17 protein-coding genes are annotated in these 21,333 nt (G+C 53.2%); 10 read left to right on the top strand and 7 right to left on the bottom strand.

Features of this window, described 5'->3' with window-relative positions; translation table 11 throughout:
• Nucleotides 1–141: 141 nt before the first annotated feature.
• From J4G78_RS15000 to J4G78_RS14975, 6 genes are all read left to right on the top strand, one after another.
• Entirely contained in the window at nucleotides 142–1,788 is a 1,647-nt protein-coding gene (locus tag J4G78_RS15000; RefSeq protein ID WP_207987334.1) for an acetolactate synthase large subunit, read from the top strand.
• Between the two features lie 28 nt (nucleotides 1,789–1,816).
• Complete coding sequence (locus J4G78_RS14995; protein WP_207987333.1) at nucleotides 1,817–3,253, top strand: aldehyde dehydrogenase family protein; 1,437 nt, start codon at nucleotides 1,817–1,819, stop codon at nucleotides 3,251–3,253.
• Between the two features lie 259 nt (nucleotides 3,254–3,512).
• Nucleotides 3,513–4,913, top strand: coding sequence for a multiheme c-type cytochrome (locus J4G78_RS14990; protein ID WP_207990766.1), 1,401 nt, complete (start codon nucleotides 3,513–3,515; stop codon nucleotides 4,911–4,913).
• Nucleotides 4,913–6,907, top strand: coding sequence for a heme-binding protein (locus J4G78_RS14985; protein WP_207987332.1), 1,995 nt, complete (start codon nucleotides 4,913–4,915; stop codon nucleotides 6,905–6,907). Before J4G78_RS14990 ends, J4G78_RS14985 begins: the two co-directional genes overlap by 1 nt.
• Before the next feature lie 374 nt (nucleotides 6,908–7,281).
• Nucleotides 7,282–9,078, top strand: coding sequence for a hypothetical protein (locus J4G78_RS14980; RefSeq protein WP_375140373.1), 1,797 nt, complete (start codon nucleotides 7,282–7,284; stop codon nucleotides 9,076–9,078).
• Between the two features lies 1 nt (nucleotide 9,079).
• A complete protein-coding gene (locus tag J4G78_RS14975; protein ID WP_243457119.1) occupies nucleotides 9,080–13,318 on the top strand; it encodes a hypothetical protein in 4,239 nt (1,412 codons plus the stop codon).
• A gap of 145 nt (nucleotides 13,319–13,463) precedes the next feature.
• On the opposite strand, the gene J4G78_RS14970 is transcribed toward J4G78_RS14975, so the two are convergent.
• Nucleotides 13,464–13,865, bottom strand: coding sequence for a glycine zipper 2TM domain-containing protein (locus tag J4G78_RS14970; protein WP_207987331.1), 402 nt, complete (start codon nucleotides 13,863–13,865; stop codon nucleotides 13,464–13,466).
• Nucleotides 13,866–14,127: 262 nt separating this feature from the next.
• Here J4G78_RS14970 and J4G78_RS14965 point away from each other — a divergent pair, with 262 nt between their 5' ends.
• Nucleotides 14,128–14,904, top strand: a complete 777-nt coding sequence (locus J4G78_RS14965; protein WP_207987330.1) for an SDR family NAD(P)-dependent oxidoreductase — start codon at nucleotides 14,128–14,130, stop codon at nucleotides 14,902–14,904.
• Between the two features lie 117 nt (nucleotides 14,905–15,021).
• On the opposite strand, the gene J4G78_RS18445 is transcribed toward J4G78_RS14965, so the two are convergent.
• Entirely contained in the window at nucleotides 15,022–15,312 is a 291-nt protein-coding gene (locus tag J4G78_RS18445) for a hypothetical protein (protein ID WP_243457118.1), read from the bottom strand.
• 316 nt (nucleotides 15,313–15,628) lie between these two features.
• Here J4G78_RS18445 and J4G78_RS18295 point away from each other — a divergent pair, with 316 nt between their 5' ends.
• Nucleotides 15,629–15,751 (top strand): hypothetical protein, encoded by a 123-nt coding sequence (locus J4G78_RS18295; RefSeq protein WP_259371339.1) that lies wholly within the window; start codon nucleotides 15,629–15,631, stop codon nucleotides 15,749–15,751.
• A gap of 415 nt (nucleotides 15,752–16,166) precedes the next feature.
• On the opposite strand, the gene J4G78_RS14950 is transcribed toward J4G78_RS18295, so the two are convergent.
• From J4G78_RS14950 to J4G78_RS14935, 4 genes are all read right to left on the bottom strand, one after another.
• Entirely contained in the window at nucleotides 16,167–16,559 is a 393-nt protein-coding gene (locus J4G78_RS14950) for a glycine zipper 2TM domain-containing protein (RefSeq protein WP_207987327.1), read from the bottom strand.
• Nucleotides 16,560–16,627: 68 nt separating this feature from the next.
• Nucleotides 16,628–17,305 carry a hypothetical protein gene (locus J4G78_RS14945; protein WP_207987326.1) on the bottom strand — a complete coding sequence of 226 codons (678 nt, stop codon included), beginning with the start codon at nucleotides 17,303–17,305 and terminating at the stop codon, nucleotides 16,628–16,630.
• 56 nt (nucleotides 17,306–17,361) lie between these two features.
• A complete protein-coding gene (locus J4G78_RS14940) occupies nucleotides 17,362–17,580 on the bottom strand; it encodes a hypothetical protein (RefSeq protein ID WP_207987325.1) in 219 nt (72 codons plus the stop codon).
• Between the two features lie 65 nt (nucleotides 17,581–17,645).
• Nucleotides 17,646–18,152 carry a hypothetical protein gene (locus J4G78_RS14935; protein WP_207987324.1) on the bottom strand — a complete coding sequence of 169 codons (507 nt, stop codon included), beginning with the start codon at nucleotides 18,150–18,152 and terminating at the stop codon, nucleotides 17,646–17,648.
• A 234-nt stretch (nucleotides 18,153–18,386) separates the two neighbouring features.
• Between J4G78_RS14935 and J4G78_RS14930 the strand changes: the two genes are divergently transcribed.
• Nucleotides 18,387–18,977 carry a PEPxxWA-CTERM sorting domain-containing protein gene (locus J4G78_RS14930; protein ID WP_207987323.1) on the top strand — a complete coding sequence of 197 codons (591 nt, stop codon included), beginning with the start codon at nucleotides 18,387–18,389 and terminating at the stop codon, nucleotides 18,975–18,977.
• Between the two features lie 137 nt (nucleotides 18,978–19,114).
• Nucleotides 19,115–19,684, top strand: coding sequence for a thermonuclease family protein (locus tag J4G78_RS14925; RefSeq protein WP_207987322.1), 570 nt, complete (start codon nucleotides 19,115–19,117; stop codon nucleotides 19,682–19,684).
• Between the two features lie 305 nt (nucleotides 19,685–19,989).
• On the opposite strand, the gene J4G78_RS14920 is transcribed toward J4G78_RS14925, so the two are convergent.
• The gene (locus J4G78_RS14920; RefSeq protein ID WP_207987321.1) at nucleotides 19,990–21,306 is read right to left on the bottom strand and encodes an HD domain-containing protein; all 1,317 of its coding nucleotides are present in this window, start codon (nucleotides 21,304–21,306) and stop codon (nucleotides 19,990–19,992) included.
• Nucleotides 21,307–21,333: the final 27 nt, after the last annotated feature.

Genomic DNA, 21,333 nt, shown 5'->3' with positions numbered 1-21,333 from the left:
GCGTGACACGGATGTAAATTTAACTTATCAACCAACGGCATAGGGGTACGGATGAGTCTTTTTCTGGAGGGGAAAATCATTCCGGGGTCGTTGCCAAAATCTTGAGCAAATACTGATCATGGTGATCAGGGAAGGACCCACATGACCAAAGCATCTGATTTATTCGTTGAATGTCTCGAAAATGAAGGCGTAGAATATCTTTTCGGCGTTCCCGGCGAAGAAAATCTCGATATGCTCGACAGTCTGTCGCGCTCCAAAAAAATTGAGTTGATCCTGACGCGGCATGAACAAGGCGCTGGCTTTATGGCCGCTACCTATGCCCGTCATACAGGAAAGACTGGTGTTTGCATGGCAACGCTGGGGCCCGGCGCGACCAATCTGGTCACCGCAGCCGCCTATGCGCAACTTGGCGGAATGCCGATCCTGATGGTCACGGGTCAAAAGCCGATCAAGAAGTCGAAGCAGGGCCGTTTCCAGATTCTCGACGTTGTCGATATGATGGGGCCGATTACAAAGTTCACCCATCAACTCGCTTCGGCGGACAATATTCCGAGCCGGGTTCGCGAAGCTATCCGTCTGGCCGAGGAGGAGAAACCGGGCGCAACCCATATCGAGTTTCCCGAAGACGTGGCCGACGAACAAACCGATTCCACGCCGATCAAGCCGAGCCTATCCCGGCGTCCTATTGCAGAAGCCAAAGCTGTCCGGGCTGCTACGAAAAAGATCGAAAGCGCCAAGTCGCCTATCCTGGTCATCGGCGGCGGTGCAAACCGCACAACGACGGGCCGAATGTTGACCCAGTTTATCGAGAAAACCGGCATCCCCTTTGTCACGACACAGCTTGGTAAAGGCGTGGTCGACGAAACCAACAAAGAATTCATGGGCTGTGCCGCTCTATCTGCGAACGACTTTGTTCATAGCGCGATTGAGTCTGCTGATCTTATCATCAACGTCGGTCATGACGTGATCGAAAAGCCACCTTTCTTCATGCAAGATGGCGGTACGGAAGTCATTCACGTGTCGATGAACACTGCCGAGGTCGATCCGGTTTATTTCCCGCAAATTGAAGTGATCGGCGATATCGGAAATGCAATTTGGCAGATGAAGGAAGACATCGTTCCATCCGGTTCTTGGAATTTCGACCATATGTATAAAGCGCGTGCGGCCGAAGAAGAACATACAGCGACGATGGATGATGACATGCGTTGTCCGATTTATCCGCCACATCTGGTGAAAGTCGTTCGCGAGCAAATGCCAGCGGATGGTATCATCTGTCTCGATAATGGCGTTTATAAAATCTGGTTCGCACGGAACTATAAAGCCCGCCAAGCAAATACCGTATTGCTTGATAATGCCTTGGCAACCATGGGCGCAGGCCTTCCCTCTGCCATGGCATCGGCCATGGTCTATCCTGATCGCAAAGTCATGGCGATCTGCGGCGACGGCGGCTTCATGATGAACAGTCAGGAAATGGAAACGGCGGTTCGGTTGAAACTGAACATCACGGTACTGATCCTCAATGACAGCAGCTATGGCATGATCCGTTGGAAGCAAGCTAATATGGGCTTTAAGGATTGGGGTTTGACCTACGACAATCCTGATTTCGTCAAATATGCGGAAAGCTATGGCGCTCATGGGCACCGGATCACCAGTGCGAAAAATCTGCAGGAAACGATCGACAAATGCCTGAACAGCGAAGGCGTACATCTGATCGATTGCCCGGTGGACTATTCCGACAATGATCGTATCCTCAACGTTGAAATCAAGGAACTCAGCGCTAAGGTATAAGAGAGGCCAAGATACAAGAGGATAGCCCATGACAAAGCTTAAAGACGTTTATCCGCTTTATCTCAATAATGTTGCCGCCCAGCCGAATAAAGATCTGGAAGTCACCGACAAGTTTACCAACGAAGTCGCTTTCCGGACAGCGCTGGCCACGCCCGATGTTATTGAAGAAGCCATTGCCGGGGCAGTCGAAGCCGCCGAACCGATGGCGCGCATGGCGAGTTATGAACGGCAGAATGTTTTGCAGCATTGCGTTACCCGTTTTCAGGAGCGCTATGATGAACTCGCTTATTCGCTTTGCGTTGAGGCCGGCAAACCCATCAAGGATGCAGAAGGTGAAGTCGGTCGGCTGATCGATACGTTCCGGATAGCCGCCGAGGAAGCGGTGCGCAACTATGGAGAAGTCCAGCCGCTGGACATTTCTGAGCGCGCAAAAGGCTATCAGGGCATGTGGAAGCGCGTGCCGATCGGGCCGTGCAGTTTCATTTCGCCGTTTAACTTTCCGCTTAATTTGGCAGCGCATAAAATTGCTCCTGCCATCGCGGTGGGCTGCCCCTTTGTTATGAAGCCAGCGTCGAAAACACCGCTTGGTGCTATTATCATGGGCGAAGTTCTCGCCGAAACCGATCTGCCAAAGGGCGCGTTTTCGATATTGCCGGCAAGCCGTGATGGTGCTGATTTGTTCACCGTGGACGAGCGGCTTAAACTGCTTTCCTTTACTGGATCGCCCGGTGTCGGTTGGGATTTGAAAGCCAAAGCAGGGAAAAAGCCGGTAATCTTGGAGCTCGGCGGTAATGCTGCCGTCATCGTGGATCATGATGCTGATCTCGAAGATGCACTGGAGCGGATTATCTTCGGGGCGTTCTATCAATCGGGCCAAAGCTGCATCGGTGTGCAGCGGATTATAATCCACGAAGCTGTTTACGACACTTTCAAGGATATGTTAGTTGCCAAAACCAAGACTTTAATCACCGGTGATCCCAAGGATCGCGATACGTTTATCGGCCCGATGATCTCGGAAGGTGAAGCCAAGCGTCTACATGGCTGGATTGAGGACGCCGTCTCTGGCGGAGCGACCTTGCTCTGTGGCGGCAATCGAACTGGCAATATGCTGGAGGCAACTTTGCTAGAAAATGTCGACAGCAATGCGGATGCTAATCGCGAAGAAGCTTTTGGTCCGCTGGCACTGCTCTCGAAATTCAGTGATTTCAACGCAGCGCTAGATGAAGTTAACGATAGTAAGTTCGGCCTGCAAGCGGGCATCTTCACCCGTGACCTGTTCAAAACCTTGGATGCATGGGACCGGCTGGATGTCGGCGGCGTGGTGATTAACGACGTGTCATCCTATCGCGTTGACAATATGCCTTATGGCGGCGTGAAGGATAGTGGTTTAGGGCGAGAGGGTATCAGATTTGCTATGGAAGACATGACTGAAATTCGCAATCTTGTCATCCGGCGCCAAGTATAGAAATCGAATCGTTCAAAAGGTGATTCTCACAAACGTGCAGTCAAACGATAAAAAAGTGGCAAATCGGCAACGTTTGACCAGCGAGTAAAGCAAAAACAGTGATACAAGCCATAGAAAAACCGCCATATTTGAGCTTTTTTACCGTTGCATTGAGGTTTCAATGAAGCATAATAGAGTGCGTAGATCATAGTTAACGACTTGGGTCGCGTCGAGCTTACAGAGGGGCCTGATCTCCGGATCAGGAAAAGCAACGATGCAAATGGGGAAAAATCTGTCGTGGAGACATAGCTGGTCGGTACTGGCCGCTGGTCTATTCTGTTTTGCGCTTGCTGGCGTAGCTCTCTTTATATCGTCTATCGCAACACCTGCACCTGTTGAAGCAGCACAAGATTTATCCAGCGGCACCTACATGGGCGTTGCAACCTGCGGTGGCACCACCTGCCATGGCCGGCAGGAAGCGGACGGAGAGATCGTCCGCCAAGACGAATTGATGCGCTGGCAGGAAGAATCAACTCCAGGAGGTGCGCATAGCCGTGCTTTTCGGGTTCTGCGTGAACCACGCAGCATCGCAATTGCCAAACGCCTGGGCATCAAAGACGCGGCTTCATCCCAACAATGCCTTGGCTGTCACAGTACCCCGGCAGCAAAAAAAGGACCCCGTTTCCAACTCAGTGATGGTGTGGGTTGTGAAGCCTGTCATGGTCCATCATCCGGCTGGTTGTCAGCCCACTATGCCGTTGGTGCCAACCATGCGAAGAATGTTTCACTTGGTCTTACCCCGCTGGATAATCCCAAGGCCCGTGCCAGCAATTGTCTTGATTGTCATTTCGGTAGCGCGAAAAACGGCCAGTTTGTTGATCACCGGATCATGGCGGCGGGCCATCCCCGCATTTCCTTTGAGCTCGATCTATTCTCAACGTTGCAACAGCATCATGACGAGGATGTCGATTATGTCCGCCGGAAAGGTAGAACCAACAGCGTACGTTTTTGGGCTGTGGGCCAATCGATGGCGCTGGAACGGTCGCTGAACCTCTTCTCTAAGCCTGCACTGGCGCAAGAGGGCTTGTTCCCGGAATTTTACTTCTATGACTGCCACAGCTGTCATCGCCGCATCTATGACGAAGCGTCTGCCCGGCCGACATCCATAAACAATCCCGGCCGTCCTATCCCCGAAGGCATGCCTCCTTATAATGACGAAAATATGATCATGCTCAGCGCCGCTATCAAAGTAGCTGCACCGGATCTCGCTGGGCAATTTGATGCGCGGTCAAAAGCTTTCCACGCGGCCATGGGCCAAGGCCGCGGGCCAGCGGTTCAAGCCGCTGCCCGTTTGCGTCAGACTGCCACGACATTAGCGGATCGTTTCTCGCGCACGCAATTTGGCCGCGATCAAACCTTCCAGATCATGGAGACCATCGCCGGACAAGCCATTTCGCCGCGCTTCACCGATTATGAAGGTAGCGTACAAGCCGTGATGGCGATTGACACTTTGCTCAACGGTTTGGTCAATAGTGGTCAAGTCAGTGAAGCCGCTGCCGCCAGCCTGCGCGGTCAGATTAACGTAGCCTACAAAGCGGTCGACGAACCGAACAGCTACAAACCACTACAATTCCGACGGGCACTCGGCAGCGCTGTCAGAACCATAAGGGCGCTAAGATAATGCGGAAGCTCCGTTTCACTGCTGCCATTTCAGCAGCTGCTTTGATCCTCAGCTCTTGTGGCGGCGGTGGTGACAGCAATGATTTTGGCGGTACGCCGTCCCCCTCTCCGGCTCCGACGCCCACACCAACTCCGGTCGATGGCAATGGCGGCGCATTTACACCGCCTGCCCAAGAGTCGCTCAGCGTTACAGACGTACAAACTATTATCGCGCAAGCAGTTGGCGAAGCCACGGCGCGCAACCTGCCGTCAGTCATCGCAGTTACCGACCGGGTCGGCAATGTGCTGGCCGTTTTTGAAATGAACGGCGCAAGGGCCATCGCAACCACCAGCGCGCGGACCGCCCTAGGTGCAATCAACCCCGCTCCTATCGATGTGCAGGGTGTGGATGTACCAGCCGCTGCAGGGGCGATCGCTAAAGCAGTAACGGGTGCCTATTTATCAAGTTCCGGTAACGCCTTCTCAAGCCGCACCGCCAGCCAGATTGTTCAAGAACATTTTCCGCCTGCACCTACTGCAGCAGGATTGGAAAGTGGCCCTCTCTTTGGCGTGCAGTTTAGTCAATTACCCTGTTCAGACCTAAATCAACGGTTCGGAAATGCTGGTGCAGCCGCTTTAATAGGCCCAAAGCGTTCGCCTTTAGGGCTTTCCGCCGATCCCGGTGGGCTGCCGCTTTACAAAAATGGCGTCGTTGTCGGTGCGATTGGCGTCATGGGCGATGGAGATTACGGCTTTGATTCCAACATCCTCGATATCGATATCGATGACGAGGAAGCCATTGCACTGGCTGGCATTCAGGGCTTTGCACCTTCCGCCGCCATCACGGCCAACCGGATTTCAGTTGATGGCACATCGCTTCGATTTAGCGATATGGTCGTGGGCGATCTCTCCCCACTGCAAACTAACTTCCCGGCGATCAATGGCACTTCCGGCAATCTCATTGCTGTCACCGGCTATACGGCAGGCGCGATCATCGCTGGCTCCGCTTATGGTACCGAGATTTCTGGCATTCGGGCATCCACCGCAGCGGAATTCCAAAACCGGGATGCGTTCGTCTTGTCCGATGGAACCGGTGCCAACCGCTTCCCGATCCGCGCAGGTACAGATGGAGCGGATGTCGCTACGCCTTTAACAGCAGCCGAAACTCGGGCGATCCTAGAAGAAGCGTTTATTATCATGAGCCGCGCACGCGCCCAGATCCGGCAACCGCTGGACAGCCGCGCGCAGGTTTCAATTTCGGTTGTCGATACGCATGGCGAGATACTGGGAATTGTGCGGTCACCCGATGCGCCCATTTTTGGAACTGACGTTTCGCTGCAAAAGGCCCGCACGGCTTCCTTTTTTTCCAACAGCGTTGCCGCATCCGATCTGCTTGGCAATCCCGATACCGATGTTGCATCTTTTGTGCAGCGCGTCCGCACCTTCTTGAATGATCCGAATGCGTTGACAGGTACGGTCGCATTTGCAGATCGATCCGGTGGTAACCTTGCACGGCCCTATTTCCCTGATGGTGAATTGGGTCGTCCTCCCGGGCCCCTGTCTCGCCCGATTGAGGACTTCAATCCGTTGGCGACCGGTTTGCAAGCGGCGTTGATCTTTCCTAATTTGGGTCAACACCTTGCCTTTGTAACGGGTGCCTCAGCAACAGACACACCCATGCGCTGCACCAACACGCCGGATGCCGTGGCGGGTCAGAACCGGTTGGAGAACGGTATCCAGATTTTCCCGGGCAGTGTTCCGATTTATCGCGGCAACCAACTCATTGGCGGTCTTGGAGTATCTGGAGACGGTATCGATCAGGATGACATGATCAGCTTCCTCGGCCTGCACAATGCCGGCTTGCGGGTTGGTAGCATCGGAAATGCACCAAAAGCCATTCGCGCCGACAATGTCGTAGTTGATCTCGGCGATGCCCAAGTCCGTTTGCGCTATGTGAACTGTCCGTTTGCGCCATTTCTCGACACCGCTGATCAAAATGTCTGCGAGGGGCTGTAAAGCAAGTGCCAACGGTTTCCTCCTCTCTTATGCCAATCATGGCGGCGATGTCTGGCCAGGCAGAACAGATGGAAGCGCAGCGCGCATCTGTTGAGGAAATGGAAACATCACTGGCAGCCTTGTTAGCCGGAGAAAATTTCGACTGGATGCGCGTTGAAAATTCGGATTTTGATCTGACCAATCTACATGGCAGCAGTGATGCATTAGCGATAGGGAATGATGCCTTAACTATCGGTGTCGGTTCCCTTAGCGTTGAAAACTTGGCGGTTGGTGGTCCCGATCCCGAAGAGGGAGATGCCGTCGCCGCTTCGGAACCAATTGTTGAAGATAGCAATGCGATCGAACCGTCAGTCACGGAGCCCGAACAACTGGAAATGGATTTTGACGGTCTGGAAGCAGACGAAGCGCTGATAGATGGTCGTCGCCGTCCCGGCGTTCCGAAAGAGCTGCCCGACCGCGTGACTCAAAACAATCCGGGCGCGGTCAGTGCACCGCCACCGGAAGCGTTTCCAACAGACGAGTTTCCGGTTCCCGATCGCTGGCGAATATTACAGACGCTGTGTCCGCAAAAAGGTGGTGACCAGTCGATTTATAAAGTCTTTGGCGCACTGAAAAGCAATTGCAGCAATACGTCCAATCCCTATGCACAAAATGTTCTCAAGGGTGACAAGCCGATCCCGGAAGATAAAAAACCTTCTTTCCTGAAGGGCGACGACTGGTTCTTTGTCGTCAACGCGATCTCCGATACAGTGATCGAGCCGCGCAGTTTTCCCATTCCGGTCGGCGTACAAACAACCGAGAGACCCGGCAGCATTGACGTCTTTGGTCGTTCAGGATCGGAAGTCTATGCGCAGACTTTCATCACCGGCGTGGCCCTGATTAAGGGATCCACTGCCTATAAGCCGCCTGACGTCGAGTATCGGCTAACGCTCGCCACACAGATCAACCACGTGAACGTCCCGGAACGCCGGGTATTGTTTGTCGAACCATCAAAAACCTCCAACCGCACCGACTATTTCGTTGGAGTTCAAGAGGCGTTTTTTGACTATCATATCCGTAACACGTCCGCGCGTTATGATTTTGACAGTTTCCGCATTGGTATCCAGCCGATGCAAGCTGATTTCCGAGGCTTCCTGTTCCAGGATAACCAACTCGGCTTCCGTCTGTTCGGAACGCGGGACAATAACCGCGTGCAATATAATCTCGGTGCCTTTGTGCAGCTGGAAAAAGATACCAATAGCGGCCTGAATGACATTCTTCAGACACCGCGCGAAAGCTACATCCTATTTGCCAATCTCTATCGACAGGATTTGCCTTTTGTGGGCCTGACGAGCCAGTTTAGCGTCACTTACAATATGAACCGCGAAAAGAACGATATCGAGATTGACGATAACGGTTTCCCGGTTCGCCCTGCCCTGATCGGTGATTTGCGCGGCCGCGCTTATGACGTCGTTTATCCCGGCTATGCGGTGGATGGACGCATCGGACGGATTAACGTGACCGGCCAGCTCTATGGTGCCTTTGGCGAAGATCGCAACAGCATCTTCACGAGTGAGCCCGCTAAGATTGCAGCCTATTTTGCGGCAGCAGAAGCCAGCTATGATGTCGATTTCTTGCGCTTCCGTGCCTCCGGTTTGTTTGCTAGCGGCGATGGCAATCCTTACAACAACACAGAAGCCGGTTTTGATGCGATTTTTGAAAATCCGATCTTTGCCGGAGCTGATACCAGCTATTGGATCCGTCAAACCATTCCCTTTGCCGGTGGTGGACGGGTAATCAGCATTAATGGCCGCAACGGCATATTAAACTCGCTCCGCTCTTCCAAGGAGCAGGGACAGAGCAATTTTAACAATCCTGGCACTATATTAGCGGGCGTGGGCGTTGATGCAGACCTGACACCCGATTTTCGGTTATCAGCCAATGCCAATCATTTGTGGTTCCACAAGACCGAAAGTCTTGAAGCACTACGTGTAGAGGGTTCAATACCGAAAGATATCGGTTGGGATTTATCAGCGGCAGCCATTTACCGTCCCAACGCCAACCAGAATATCGTCTTCCGGCTGTCTGGTGCGGCGCTGCTCCCCGGCAAAGGCTTCGAGGACTTGTTCGATCAGACCGACAAACGCGATTTCCATTATTCTATTCTTTTCAACGCGATACTGGCTTTCTGATATGCAACAGCGAAAACATATAGATTTGTATTCCCGCGCAGGCGGGAATCCATCTCCAGTTCGTGATGAGAATGTAAAGCTGGAGATAGGCTCCCGCCTGCGCGGGAGCACGGTCTTTGGTCTCGCCGCCGTTTTTGCGGTGTTTTTCCTATTCTTTGACTCCTCCCAACTACTCGCAGCGGGCAAAGAAAAGCCTCAGAAAATTGATTACACGTTTACACCGCCCGCCCCACAGAACCAGACATGGGATATGGCCGATACCAAGAGCAGCGGTTGCATATCCTGTCATACCGACAGTGATCAGAAAACAATGCATGAGACACCCGCGGTGGTGCTAGGCTGTGTCGATTGCCACGGCGGCGACGCTAGCGTCATGGGCGACAACGAATGGGGTAAAAAGAGCCCCCAATATATGTACGCGCTCAAAAAAGCGCATGTCCTCCCCAAATATCCCGAAAGCTGGCATTGGCCTTCATCCGCCAATCCCAAACGCAGCTACACCTTGCTGAACAAGGAATCCCCGGAATTTGTCCGCTTCGTCAATCCATCCGATTACCGCGTTGCGCGCGAGGCTTGCGGCGCTTGTCACATGGAGATTATCGAGGCGTCCGAACGCTCGTTAATGGCAACGGGAGCTATGCTGTGGGGTGGTGCTGCCTATAATAACGGTATTGTACCGTTCAAAAACTATATCTTTGGTGAAGCCTATACGCGCAAAGGTTTGCCCGCGACGATCAAATCACCCGGCAATCCGCATGGCACGGTAACAGATGAGCAGAAGAAGCGCGGGGCCTTACCTATTCTTTACCCTTTGCCCACTTGGCATACCATTCCGCCCGGCGATGTATTCCGTGTCTTCGAACGCGGTGGCCGCAATGTGAATACACAATTCCCGGAAATCGGCCTGCCCAATATCGGCGGAATCATCCAGCGGCTGGAGGAACCGGGCCGTCCGGATCTGAAACAGTCCAACCGCGGGCCCGGCACAGGCTTGCGCGTTGCTATTCCGGCCCTGAACATCCACAAGACCCGGCTCAATGATCCGTTCACGTGGTTTATGGGTACTAATGACCAGCCCGGTGATTATCGTCAGTCTGGCTGTGCCAGTTGTCATGTGGTCTATGCCAATGACCGCGAACCGCGCCACAGCCTCATCTGGGCCAAATATGGCCGCGACGGCCAGACACAGACCAAAGATCCCACGATCCGCAACTTGAAAGAGGGCGAGCATCGCGTTGGCAAATTTGGAACTTATGACGCTTCCTACAGCAAAAAGGGCAGCCATGATGAGAAAGCTGACTATCATGGCGACGGGCATGATGAGGGTCATTCCGATGATCACAGCGGCGACATAAATCCGGCGAAACGCGAAAAGGGCCATCCGATCCAGCATGCTTTCACGCGCGCCATTCCGACCGCACAGTGCATGAACTGTCACATGCATCAGCCCAATATCTTCCTGAACAGCTTCCTCGGCTATACGATGTGGGACTATGAATCCGACGCGCCGCTAATGTGGCCCGGACCGAATAATTCCACGCCGCGGCCCGAGGGCATGAGCGACAAGGAATATCAGAAAATCTACAAGCAGCAGAAATATCCGGATGCTGAAGAAGTCCGCAAGATATTGGACCGCAATCCGGAAGCCGCGTCTCCAAAAGGCCTTTGGGGTGATCTCGACTTCCTGCGCAACGTCTATGATCTCAACAGTGAAGCCAAAGACACACAATTTGCCGACTATCATGGCCATGGTTGGAATTTCCGAGCCATATTGAAACGCGACCGCGACGGCAATTTGCTCGACAAAGCCGGCGATATTGTCGAAAATGACGATCCAGAGAAATTCCGACGCGAGGGCGAGGAAAAGTTCGTCGAACCTGGTATCAATCCCGGTAAGTCTGTCCACATGATGAGCATCCACGCTGAGGTCGGCATGCAATGCGCTGACTGTCATTTCGCGCAGGATAGCCATGGCAACGGCTTGATCTATGGCGAAGTCGCGAATGCAGTGGAGATTAACTGTAAGGACTGTCACGGTACAGCCGATGAATATCCGACATTGATGACATCCAATCTGGCAGCCCGGCCAAAAGGCAAAAATCTGGCGCTGCTGCGCAACGCGGACGGCCAGCGGCGCTTTGAATGGATGCAGGACGAAGACGGCAATCGCGTGTTGATCCAGCGTTCCATTGTCGATCCGGAAATCAGCTGGCGCGTCAGTCTCGTCAAAGACAGCGTCGACCGCGCCCATCCCGATTTCAACCGCAAAGCGGCGCGCGCCAAACTCATGTCCAAGACCGGTGCAGAAACGGGGAAATACAGTTTTGGCAGCGGTGTTCCTGCCGCGGACCGGGCGCATAAAGACGAGAATATGGTCTGCTTTACCTGCCATCTCAGCTGGACGACCAGTTGCGGCGGTTGCCACTTGCCGATCGAAGCCAACTGGCAAACGGAAAGCCATAAATATGAAGGTGGCACGACACGAAACTATGCCACCTACAACCCACAGGTAGCCCGCGACCAGATGTTCCAGCTTGGCAGGCACCAGACGACCAAAGGCAGCATTATCGCTCCGGTTCGCTCCACCTCGGCGCTGGTATTGTCCTCAACCAATATCAACCGCGAGCGCATCTATGTGCAGCAGCCGCCTATCTCGGCAATCGGTTTCTCCAGCCAGGCCTTCGCCCCCCATTTTCCGCATACGGTTCGCAAAACCGAAACGAAACAATGCTCCGATTGTCACTTGAGCGAAGCCAATGACAATAATGCGATCATGTCGCAGCTGCTGTTGCAGGGCACGAATTTCGTGAACTTTGTCGGCCTGCATGCCTGGGTCGGGATGGACAAGGGCTTTGAAGCGGTCCGCGTTACCGAATGGGATGAGCCGCAAGCGGTCATCGGTTCCTACCTGCAAAAATATGCCTATCCTGATTATTGGCGGATGCATGTTGAAGATAATGGCCGCGAGCTGATCAACTGGGTGCGCGGCGAACGACTGGACGCCAATCTGTCTGGTGAGACCAAAGCGCTGGAAGAATTTGCCAATGTCGTTCAGGGCACTGGCGACAGCGTTCGCTGTCTGCAGCTGCGCGGCGAATATATGTTTGTCGCAGAGGGCAAAGGTGGTTTCCGCGCCTATGATGTTGCTTCCATCGGCAACAAGGGCTTTTCCGAACGGATCATCAAAGCGCCCTTCTCATCATTGGGTCATGACACGCATGTTGATACCAAGAATGCTACCTGCATGGCGCTTTCAACAAACCAGCCTGTTGCCCCGGAACGCAATACGGCGGAGCTGCGCGAGATTAACGAAGAGCAGGCTTTCCATCCGATCTACAATTATGCAGTTGTTACCGACAGTGAAGAAGGACTAATTCTCGTCGATATCAACACACTGGCCGATGGCGAGTTCCGCAACAATTTTTTCAAGCGGGCTGTCACCTGGAATGCGGACGGCGTTCTGAACGGGGCCAGGCACATCACCCTGGCCGGTCATTATGCCTATATCACGGCCGCGAGCGGGCTGGTGGTCATTGATCTCAACGATCCTTTGAAACCGCGCCATGTCGTCACCATGCCCATGACGGATGCGCGGGCCTCCGCTCTACAATTCCGATACATTTGGGTTACCGATGCACAGGGCGTGAAATTGTTCAACATCACGGATATGGAAAATCCGATTGCTGTTCCATCGGGTACAATCCCGCTCAAAAATGCTCGCCGGCTCTATCTGGCCCGCACTTACGCCTATATTGCGGCTAAGGATGAAGGACTGGTCATCGCCAATATCACCAAACCGGAAGCGCCAGTCATTTACCGCAAGGAAACATTTGGTGGTCAGATGAATGACGCAGAAGATGTGATTGTAGGATCGACCAATGCCACTTTATTCGCCTACGTCGCGGATGGCCGCAACGGGTTGAAAGTCATCCAGCTTACATCGCCTGATAGCCAGCCAAACTATTACGGCTTCTCGCCGCCACCAATGCCAGAGCTGATTGCCTTTGCCCGAACCCCGAAACCTGCCCTTGCCCTATCCAAGGGACTGGACCGTGACCGGGCGGTGGACGAAACCGGCGGCCAGATGGCGGTGTTTGGACGGCTCGGCTCTCGCCCATTCAACCGCAGTGAGATGCAGCGCTTCTATCTCAATAGCAAAGGCAAACCCTATTTCGTGAACGACGAAACCAACTTGGCAGATTGGATCGGACCGGTTCCACCGATGTTGGCAAGACGCTAGGGCATGATATAGTTACAAAGCAAAGCGGGGGTCGCAGCCTCAGACTGCGACCCCCTTTCCTCGATACGCGACGCGAGGAAGAGAAGGCCCTCTGTATTCAAAACGGATACAGAGGGCTTAACTTTATGCGATATACGGCCCGATCTTAGCAGTTGCCGTCAATTGCACGTCCTGCCAGTGCGCCGACTGCGCCACCGATAATCGTGCCTTCGGTTTTGTCACCACGGCCCGCAATCTCGTTACCTAACAGTCCGCCGGCAATTGCGCCGATGATCGTACCACCTGTACCGCGGTCACAGCCACGACGGCGATCGTTGCGATAGCGACGCTTTTCACGATAATAGCGACGGTCCCGACGATCATAGTAACGATCATCCCGGTAATAGTCGCCGCGGCGATAGTGGCGCCGATCATTACGAACTTGCTGGTAATAGCCATCGTTATAACCCTGATAATAACCACCCCGTGCTTCAGCAGGTGTGGCAAATGCCATCGCTGAAACAGCAGCGGTGGTGATAGCGAGTGTTCCTAAAACCTTGTTGATCATTGCTTCTACTCCAAGAGGATCTGTCGTGATCCGAATCGTTTAATGCCCGACGAGATTGGTTCTAGGCGTGGTGGCTTGACCGATTGCTGAATGTTGATTTTATCTGAGGTTCATATTCAACGCCTCTTTTATGAACATATTGAAAGTTTTGCTTGTTCCCCAATATGTTGAGGGGCGCATATTTAATGCCCTAGTCTTTTCAATCATTGCCGCGCCCGTCTGCTGTCGATAGCTCTGGGAGATCGAAAAACGGGAGAAGATCATGCAACTTAAAGGCAAAACAGCGGCAATTACGGGCGGCACGGCAGGCATAGGGCGCGGTATAGCCGAAGCCTTTTTAGCGGAAGGGGCCAATGTCGGGCTGATGGCGCGCAATCCGGACAAAGGCGCTAAAGTGCTCGAAGAACTTGATGCCGGTGACCGCGCTATTTTTGTGGCCGGTGATGTTATGCAGCAAAATTCCGTTGAAGGCTTTATTGATCAGACCGTATCGAAGTTCGGCACAGTCGATATTCTCGTCAATAATGCCGGTGGTGCTGGCGCCTTGGCCCCGCTCGCTGACCTGACTGATGAAGCCTTTGATGAAGCGATGAAGTGGAATATCTATTCGACATTCTGGGCGACGCGCCGTGCGCTGAAGCCGATGATCGCGCAGCAATCCGGCCGCGTCATCAATATCAGCTCAACCGAAGGCAAGATGGGCAAGCCGACGTTCGCGCCATACACCATCGCGAAGCACGGCATAAACGGCATGACCAAAGCTGTCGCGCAAGAAGTTGGCACTATGGGCATTACCGTCAATTCCATCTGTCCTGGCTTGGTACTCACCGATTTGATCCTCGATAATGGACCGACCACAGCCGAAGGTCTTGGCATGACCTTTGAAGAGATGATCGATATGTTCGCTCGGGAAAGCGCTCTCAAACGGCCCAACACGGTCGAGGAAGTCGCGGCCATGGCATTGCTGTTGGCTTCCGACGCCGGCGCAGGGATTACCGGCGCCATGCTCAGCGTTGACGGCGGTACGGCGCAATATTAGACTTTGGGGCATGAAAGTCCCCTGCACATGATCGGCTTGACCGAGCTCATCATAATCGCCGTTATTGTCATATTCGCGCTCCTTTGGTGGTTGTGGCCGAAAAATGATCGGCCTGATTTAACGGCACCGCCCAAAGATCTGCAGCCGCGCCAGAATATATTGGGCGACCAACATCAGATATCGGGTGAGAAAGGTCCGGCGGCGGCGCATGATCCGCTTGCCGGGACCATCCGTCACGATAGGACCGAACAGCCCGACACCGATCCACTCATGCAGCAGGCCTAGGCTGCGGTGCGCCGCGAGCACAAGATTGAAGCGATCAAACTTGTCCGGCAGGCCAAGAATATCGGGCTGGCCGAAGCCAAAGCGCTTGTCGAACGCCTGGAACTGCGCGACCCGTAGCCGCATCCTGGCCGCACCGGCTGATCCCGATCACACACGATCACACAGCGCACGCCCGTCCGAGCATCGCGTGACAGCTACCTATTTGTGGATAGCGGCGCCGCTATCCGGTCGCTTGTCCCAATCTATACCCAAATTCTAAAACCAATTATTGGGGTATTTTCCCACTTTTCAGTTTCAAGCAATATTGAGCAATCCGGTATCTCGTTATAATACGTTGATATATATGGATTTTCTAAAACTGGCACGCCCTATGCAAAGCTACAGACATCTTCGCAAACACAACCGCGAAGAACCAAATTTAACCAGAAGGAATTTCAAAATGTCGAACGTAAATATCCAAAATCAAGTTGTTGCCGCTTTTGCCGCTCTGTTCTCCGCCGCTGTTCTGATCAGCGCAAGTGTCGGCCCTGCCGTTCAAAACACCGCTTCATTCATCGCTTAATTTAATAACCCATTTTTAAAGGAAACCCTATCATGACCAGCAATCTCCAAAATCAAGTTCTCGCCGCTTTCGCCGCCCTGTTTTCAGCAGCTGTTATGATCAGCGCCAGTGTAGGCCCCGCTGCCCAGAACGCCGCATCTCTGATTTCATAATTTCAAACCCAAAACCCCAAAGGATCACATCATGCCCCGCAATTTCACCGCTCAAATCACTGCCGCCATCGCTGCTCTTATTTCCTCCGCCCTGTTCGTCGGCGCTAGCATCGTCCCTGCCACTCAGAATGCCGCTTCTCTGATCATCTAATTCCAGCGAAAATCCGGCCCAGGCATTTGCCGTGACCGGATTTTTGCTGTGTTAAATGAGATCAGACAACCACTTCAATCCAGTCATCTAATCCTTATAATCGACCTATAATCTATCGGCAGCGCAGCTCCCCGCGATCTATCTCCCGGCCCAACAAGGCACCGCCAGCTGCACCCAATACCGTCCCGACCGTCCGGTCCCGGCCACCATCTATTTCCCGGCCCAGCAAGGCACCAACCGCACCGCCGATGATTAAACCCGTTGTCCCGTCATCGCGTTTACAACGATAGCGCCCGTTGCGATCACGCCAATAGCGATCTCCACGTTTCAGCCGACGCGGCTTGTAATAGCGATCATCGTCATCATCGTCCCAATCATCATCACCGATGCGCAGAAAGTTGGCGACCGGCGCTGCGAAATCTCCATATCCGTCGGACTGTGCCAGCGCCGGCGTGGCCGGCAGGAACAGGGCGGCGGCGGTGAGGCTTACTATTGTGTTTTTCATATCAAACTCCCTTCGTTACGTCTGATTGTCAGGAATAACGCGAGAAATATGAACGAAGTCCAACAGGTCTATTCATCCCCTGCGATTGTCGTCAGGCCGTTTTCCGATTGCGACAAGTAGCTGTTTGGTTCTCGGTCTTGTAGCCGCAACGCCGCTGTCACGAACAAGGCCCCGCCGAACAGTTCCAGCGTCTCCTCGGCAAAACGCACGGCCTCCATTACGTCTAGCAAAACCGCGGAACCGATAACCATCATCGCGGCGGCCAGAGTGGGCCGACCGTGATCAGCCTGAAACCACATGACGATCTGCACCAAATGCCCCGTGCGATACATGAGAATGACCGCCAATACCGGTCCGACGATCGCCAGGATCGCCAGCAAAGGCATAAACCCCGTTGCCGCCGCCTGACGATAAGCCAGCATCACCAGATCCTGTGCCCCGTCCAGTTCGCCGCCGCCGGCCATTGCCGGCATCGAAAAGCTGAACAGTCGCGCCCCGAAACTCAGCTCGCTTAAACAGGCCAACAGCGCCAGGCCGCATAGAACCAGTCCGGTCCCGTTCCTATATAATCTCCGCCGAACACCGATGATCAACGCCACCAGAAACAGGAGAGCCGCGGTCGTTTCGACAATCCCGTCTTCCTTGAAAAATGGCCCGTGGCGAAAGTCGAACGAGGCCACGGCTATCGCCAGGATGCCTATTCCGGTGGCCGCGTAAACCGCCAGTTCGTGTTTCAGAGTAATCACCCTGATAGTTTCATGACAGTTTTGTGAAAATGTAAAGCGGGGTGGATAGCAAATTCTCAGCAATCACCGCGAACCAGCCCCATGCTGCCCGATTTAATCCTGCCACATATCAGACTTTTCAATAGCTTAGGTTTTTCGGCCGGGACCCGGATAATCTGCCAGCCCGCGCGGTTGCTCGTCGTGCGTTTCCACATATGCATGGCACCAAAATCACCGATCATGATCATAGGGGTGGTCATGCTGCCCGGAACGGGTACGCGGCTTGCCGCCGCCACAGTCTCTCTTCACATCCGCGATAAACGCTTTGCTGCTGGTATAGGACAGACCGTCGCTGTCATGTTTACAGCCAAGCCCCCTTTTCATTGGCATCATCCAGCACGGCCTGATCCCACTCGTCCGGCGATGGTGCCAACTGGTCGAGACGCGCTATCGCAGACAAAAGCGCTGAATTATCAGCCTTTTTCTGTGTTCCGACATAACGCCCGGCACGCATCATCGGGCGATAACGGCCGATGCGAACGCGCCGCAGAAGCGTTTCGAGTGTGACCTTTGCTTTTTGTGTTTTCGGCGCGCCCAATATCTCGTCCCAGACCGCGGCGAAATCCTCCGCACCGCGTTTGCGGCGCAGCCGATATGCACTTTCCCGGCTCATACCGACCGCTGCTGCGGCCTGTTTAACGCAGCGGGTTTCGGCCAGAAAGCCGATAAACTCTGCTTGCCGGACCGGCGTCCACCCGTCATGCCGCGCGCGAAGCTCGGCCGGGGTAAAGGCTGGGATATAGGAAATGCGGCGATTCTGGACAGCGGCGCTGCGTGGATCGGGTCTGGTGGGTGGCTGGTTTTTCATAAAGCTGATTAGGGCATAGAACGGCATGTGTAGGAAAGCGGTTTTTGCGCAGCTACCCGATAGGTGCAGCCACGCTCACCCCCGTCTGTCCCAAATCGAGACGCCCGGCTTTATCGCGCCGAATCGGTTGTTCGCAGGTGCAAAAAATGTTAATGTTTTGTTAGGGTTCGCAAAACTCAAGCACCGAAAGGCGCTTCATCCTGGCTTTCTGTCCAGGATTTACGGGGATTTTTGATGAAGAAATTGATTTTTGGTTCGGCTGCGGTTGTAGCTATGGCTCTAACTGCGCCGGCACAGGCAGCGGTTATTTCGTTTGACGGTCTGAGCGGCGGCAATGGCTCTGTCTTTACTGGCCCTTATGTGGAAGATGGCTTCACTGTCAGCGCCGGCCGCGGCGATATCTTTGAAGGGCAACTCTTTGGTAACCCAGCGCCAAGCCTGGTTGTCGGATCTGTCTTTGGCGGCGGTCCCATCGGCTCGGTCCAGGTGCTCGGCGGCGTCTTCAACTTCAACTCTTTCGATCTGGTGACGCAAAACGGTACAGGCGATTATCAGGTTGACGGATTTCTCAACGGAAGTTCGGTCTTTTCGTTGATGGGCAGCCTGTCCCCGAGTGGTTTTCAGACCATTGGCGGTCTCGCTGGCAACATTGATCAGCTTAATTTCACCCTGACCGCTAACGGCACGTCAGTTAACCTGGACAATATCAATGTCTCGGCTGCTGTGCCTGAGCCTGCAACCTGGGCGTTCATGATCCTTGGCTTTGGTGCCATCGGTGGAGCGCTGCGTCGCCGCAAGGCAAATGTGAAAGTCAGCTACGCCTAAGCCGCGCTGACACACGAAACACACAGACCCTGCCGGAGCGATCCGGCGGGGTTTTTTGTGGGTGGATTGGGCTGTAGGTCATGGTCGAAATAAATGATTTTAGCCTTTCTTAAATATCCTCCTGATAATTTTCCACGATGAGAAGAAACAAGGTCGAACCCTTTCCAGCAGCGCGCCAGCGCGAAGCCTTTCGGCGTGCGCGGCAAGGTCCGTTTCGCCCGCTACCCAAGGACAGTGATCGTTCGCTTATCGGTTGGCCCGCTTTTGCGATCATTACCTTGGCTGCTTGTTCGGCCCTATTTGCCGCCATCTGGTTCAGCGGCGGGCCGCCCGCCTCGCACAGCGCCGCGATTGATCCGCATCGCGCCAGCTTTGGCATTTGCTTTGGCGCGGTCCGCACCAATTGCGTGGTCGATGGCGATACATTCTGGTTTGAAGGGCGCAAGATCCGCATCGCCGATATCAACACGCCGGAAATTTCGAGCCCCGGCTGCGCGGCGGAAAAACGTCTGGGCGAGCGCGCCAAGATGCGCCTGCTCCGCTTGCTCAATGCAGATGGATTTGACCTTGAGTCAATCGACCGCGATCAGGACCAATATGGCCGCGCCCTGCGCATCGTGACGCGCGGCGGGAAAAGTCTGGGCACGCAGCTGGTCGACGAAGGGCTGGCGGAAGAGTGGCAGGGTTTTCGGCGGGATTGGTGCTAGGTCGGGTGGCTAACTAGTCGGTGTATTTAGGAAACTGTCACCGTAATTCAATGAAAAACATGGCGGCCATGCCAGCCAGAAATTTGAAACGGCTCACAAATCCACTCCCTTTAACCCGTGTTACAACGTGATAGATCGCTTTTGGCCGTCCCGTCTATGCTGCGGGTCACAGATCAACGGCGTGGAGCGGAGCGGGATGATTATTGGTGGTGATGGTGGCGGTGGCTTGGTGATTTTTGGGAATTAGTGCGCTGTCACCTCAATACCAAAATACTCGACTTTTGACCAAGTGGCATTATATCGGGCTACAAAGCTTCCGCTGTTTTTCGCAAGTCGTTCACCATCTTACTATCATCGTTTTCCGAGAGCAGATAATACACACGTGCTATATCGTAGCGTATTGGTGCAATTTGATGCGCTAGGCTATGATTGAGTTCCACTAGTGGCTTCGACTTTTTTGAGGCTTTTGTAGGCAAGATATGAACTAGCTCGAATTTTTCATCCTCGCTCAGCTCTTTAAGCGGCTTGCCTGATACTGGAGAACTTTTTGCGTATCGAAATCTCGGTTCCCAAACATACAAGCGATCAGGGTCTAATCCTTTATTACTTATCAAGTGATCCCTGATCTGTTCACATTTTTGCCGACATGAATCGGCACCGCCATTTCCGGGTTGGGAGAATTTCTCGATAGAAAATATTTGCTTGGCAGCTTTCCTAAACAATACCGCATTTAGGTGATCTGATATCACGTTGTCAGCTTCGCTATTGGTAAGCGACAATTGAAGTTCACGAAATTTATTCACGAAAAGTGACTCATCATGCTGATGCCATGTTCCCTCAGAAATATAGCCAATCACGTCATCTTGAGAATATGAAAGCAGTTGATTGTCCAAACAGGCCGTTGTCACCGCATCCAAGCTCCATTCTAGGGCGGCAACGGTTTTGTGATAAGGAATTTGAGAAAAGTCAAAAAACCTTCCAACCAACAAATGATCGACAGCTCTTAAAGCCTTAGTTGAAAAACAATATCGACGGTCTTTATCTAAAGTGGCTTGGCTAATTATAAAATCGACATCCACAGATCCGTATGGCGCTCCGCTATGATGAGCAGTCCTTTTCAAATAGTCTAAGCGATCACAATCGAGGTCAGACGAAATTATCGTCTTGATCGATTTTTCAACAAACTTATTCTTAATATCGTTGAAAGAAATCTCTAAGTCATCCAAGATTTCACTAATCTCGGTATCCAGTTCCAGAATTTTCTCACCAAGTTTTTCATGTTCAAACGAAGATTTAATCGCCCAAAGTTCACCATTATTGCTACTTTTGTCCGATTCGAAAAAGTTTCCGCTATAATAGTCACCTACAGAATGCTCCGTGGAATGCGAAAAAGGATAGTGCCCAAGGTCGTGGAAAAGCGCTCCTATCCGAAATATTTCTATATCTCTTTCAGAAAATTCCTGGCGCGAACGGTTGTGATTTATGCTTTCCATTATCCGCCGAGCATTAACTGCAGCGCCAACTGAATGCGAAAAACGAGAATAGCTAGCACTCGGAAAGACCAAATGAGCTAGCCCAAGCTGCCTAACATTGTGTAGTCTTTGAAAAGATTTGGTAGACATCAAACGGGCTTCTGCGTCTGATAACTC

Origin of the sequence: Parasphingorhabdus cellanae (assembly GCF_017498565.1) — a bacterium.
Lineage (GTDB): Bacteria > Pseudomonadota > Alphaproteobacteria > Sphingomonadales > Sphingomonadaceae > Parasphingorhabdus > Parasphingorhabdus cellanae.
The sequence above is the reverse complement of the archived record's forward strand: the minus strand, read 5'-3'. Positions and strand labels throughout refer to the sequence as shown.

Excerpts from the sequence above, each read along its gene's own strand:
- J4G78_RS14965 (WP_207987330.1), top strand. The coding sequence starts at position 14,128 with ATGCAACTTAAAGGCAAAACAGCGGCAATTACGGGCGGCACGGCAGGC.
- J4G78_RS14970 (WP_207987331.1), bottom strand. The coding sequence starts at position 13,865 with ATGATCAACAAGGTTTTAGGAACACTCGCTATCACCACCGCTGCTGTT.
- J4G78_RS14980 (WP_375140373.1), top strand. The coding sequence starts at position 7,282 with ATGGATTTTGACGGTCTGGAAGCAGACGAAGCGCTGATAGATGGTCGT.
- J4G78_RS14985 (WP_207987332.1), top strand. The coding sequence starts at position 4,913 with ATGCGGAAGCTCCGTTTCACTGCTGCCATTTCAGCAGCTGCTTTGATC.
- J4G78_RS18445 (WP_243457118.1), bottom strand. The coding sequence starts at position 15,312 with ATGCGGCTACGGGTCGCGCAGTTCCAGGCGTTCGACAAGCGCTTTGGC.
- J4G78_RS14930 (WP_207987323.1), top strand. The coding sequence starts at position 18,387 with ATGAAGAAATTGATTTTTGGTTCGGCTGCGGTTGTAGCTATGGCTCTA.
- J4G78_RS14990 (WP_207990766.1), top strand. The coding sequence starts at position 3,513 with ATGGGGAAAAATCTGTCGTGGAGACATAGCTGGTCGGTACTGGCCGCT.
- J4G78_RS14925 (WP_207987322.1), top strand. The coding sequence starts at position 19,115 with ATGAGAAGAAACAAGGTCGAACCCTTTCCAGCAGCGCGCCAGCGCGAA.
- J4G78_RS14975 (WP_243457119.1), top strand. The coding sequence starts at position 9,080 with ATGCAACAGCGAAAACATATAGATTTGTATTCCCGCGCAGGCGGGAAT.
- J4G78_RS14950 (WP_207987327.1), bottom strand. The coding sequence starts at position 16,559 with ATGAAAAACACAATAGTAAGCCTCACCGCCGCCGCCCTGTTCCTGCCG.
- J4G78_RS14935 (WP_207987324.1), bottom strand. The coding sequence starts at position 18,152 with ATGAAAAACCAGCCACCCACCAGACCCGATCCACGCAGCGCCGCTGTC.
- J4G78_RS14995 (WP_207987333.1), top strand. The coding sequence starts at position 1,817 with ATGACAAAGCTTAAAGACGTTTATCCGCTTTATCTCAATAATGTTGCC.
- J4G78_RS14920 (WP_207987321.1), bottom strand. The coding sequence starts at position 21,306 with ATGTCTACCAAATCTTTTCAAAGACTACACAATGTTAGGCAGCTTGGG.
- J4G78_RS15000 (WP_207987334.1), top strand. The coding sequence starts at position 142 with ATGACCAAAGCATCTGATTTATTCGTTGAATGTCTCGAAAATGAAGGC.
- J4G78_RS18295 (WP_259371339.1), top strand. The coding sequence starts at position 15,629 with ATGTCGAACGTAAATATCCAAAATCAAGTTGTTGCCGCTTTTGCCGCT.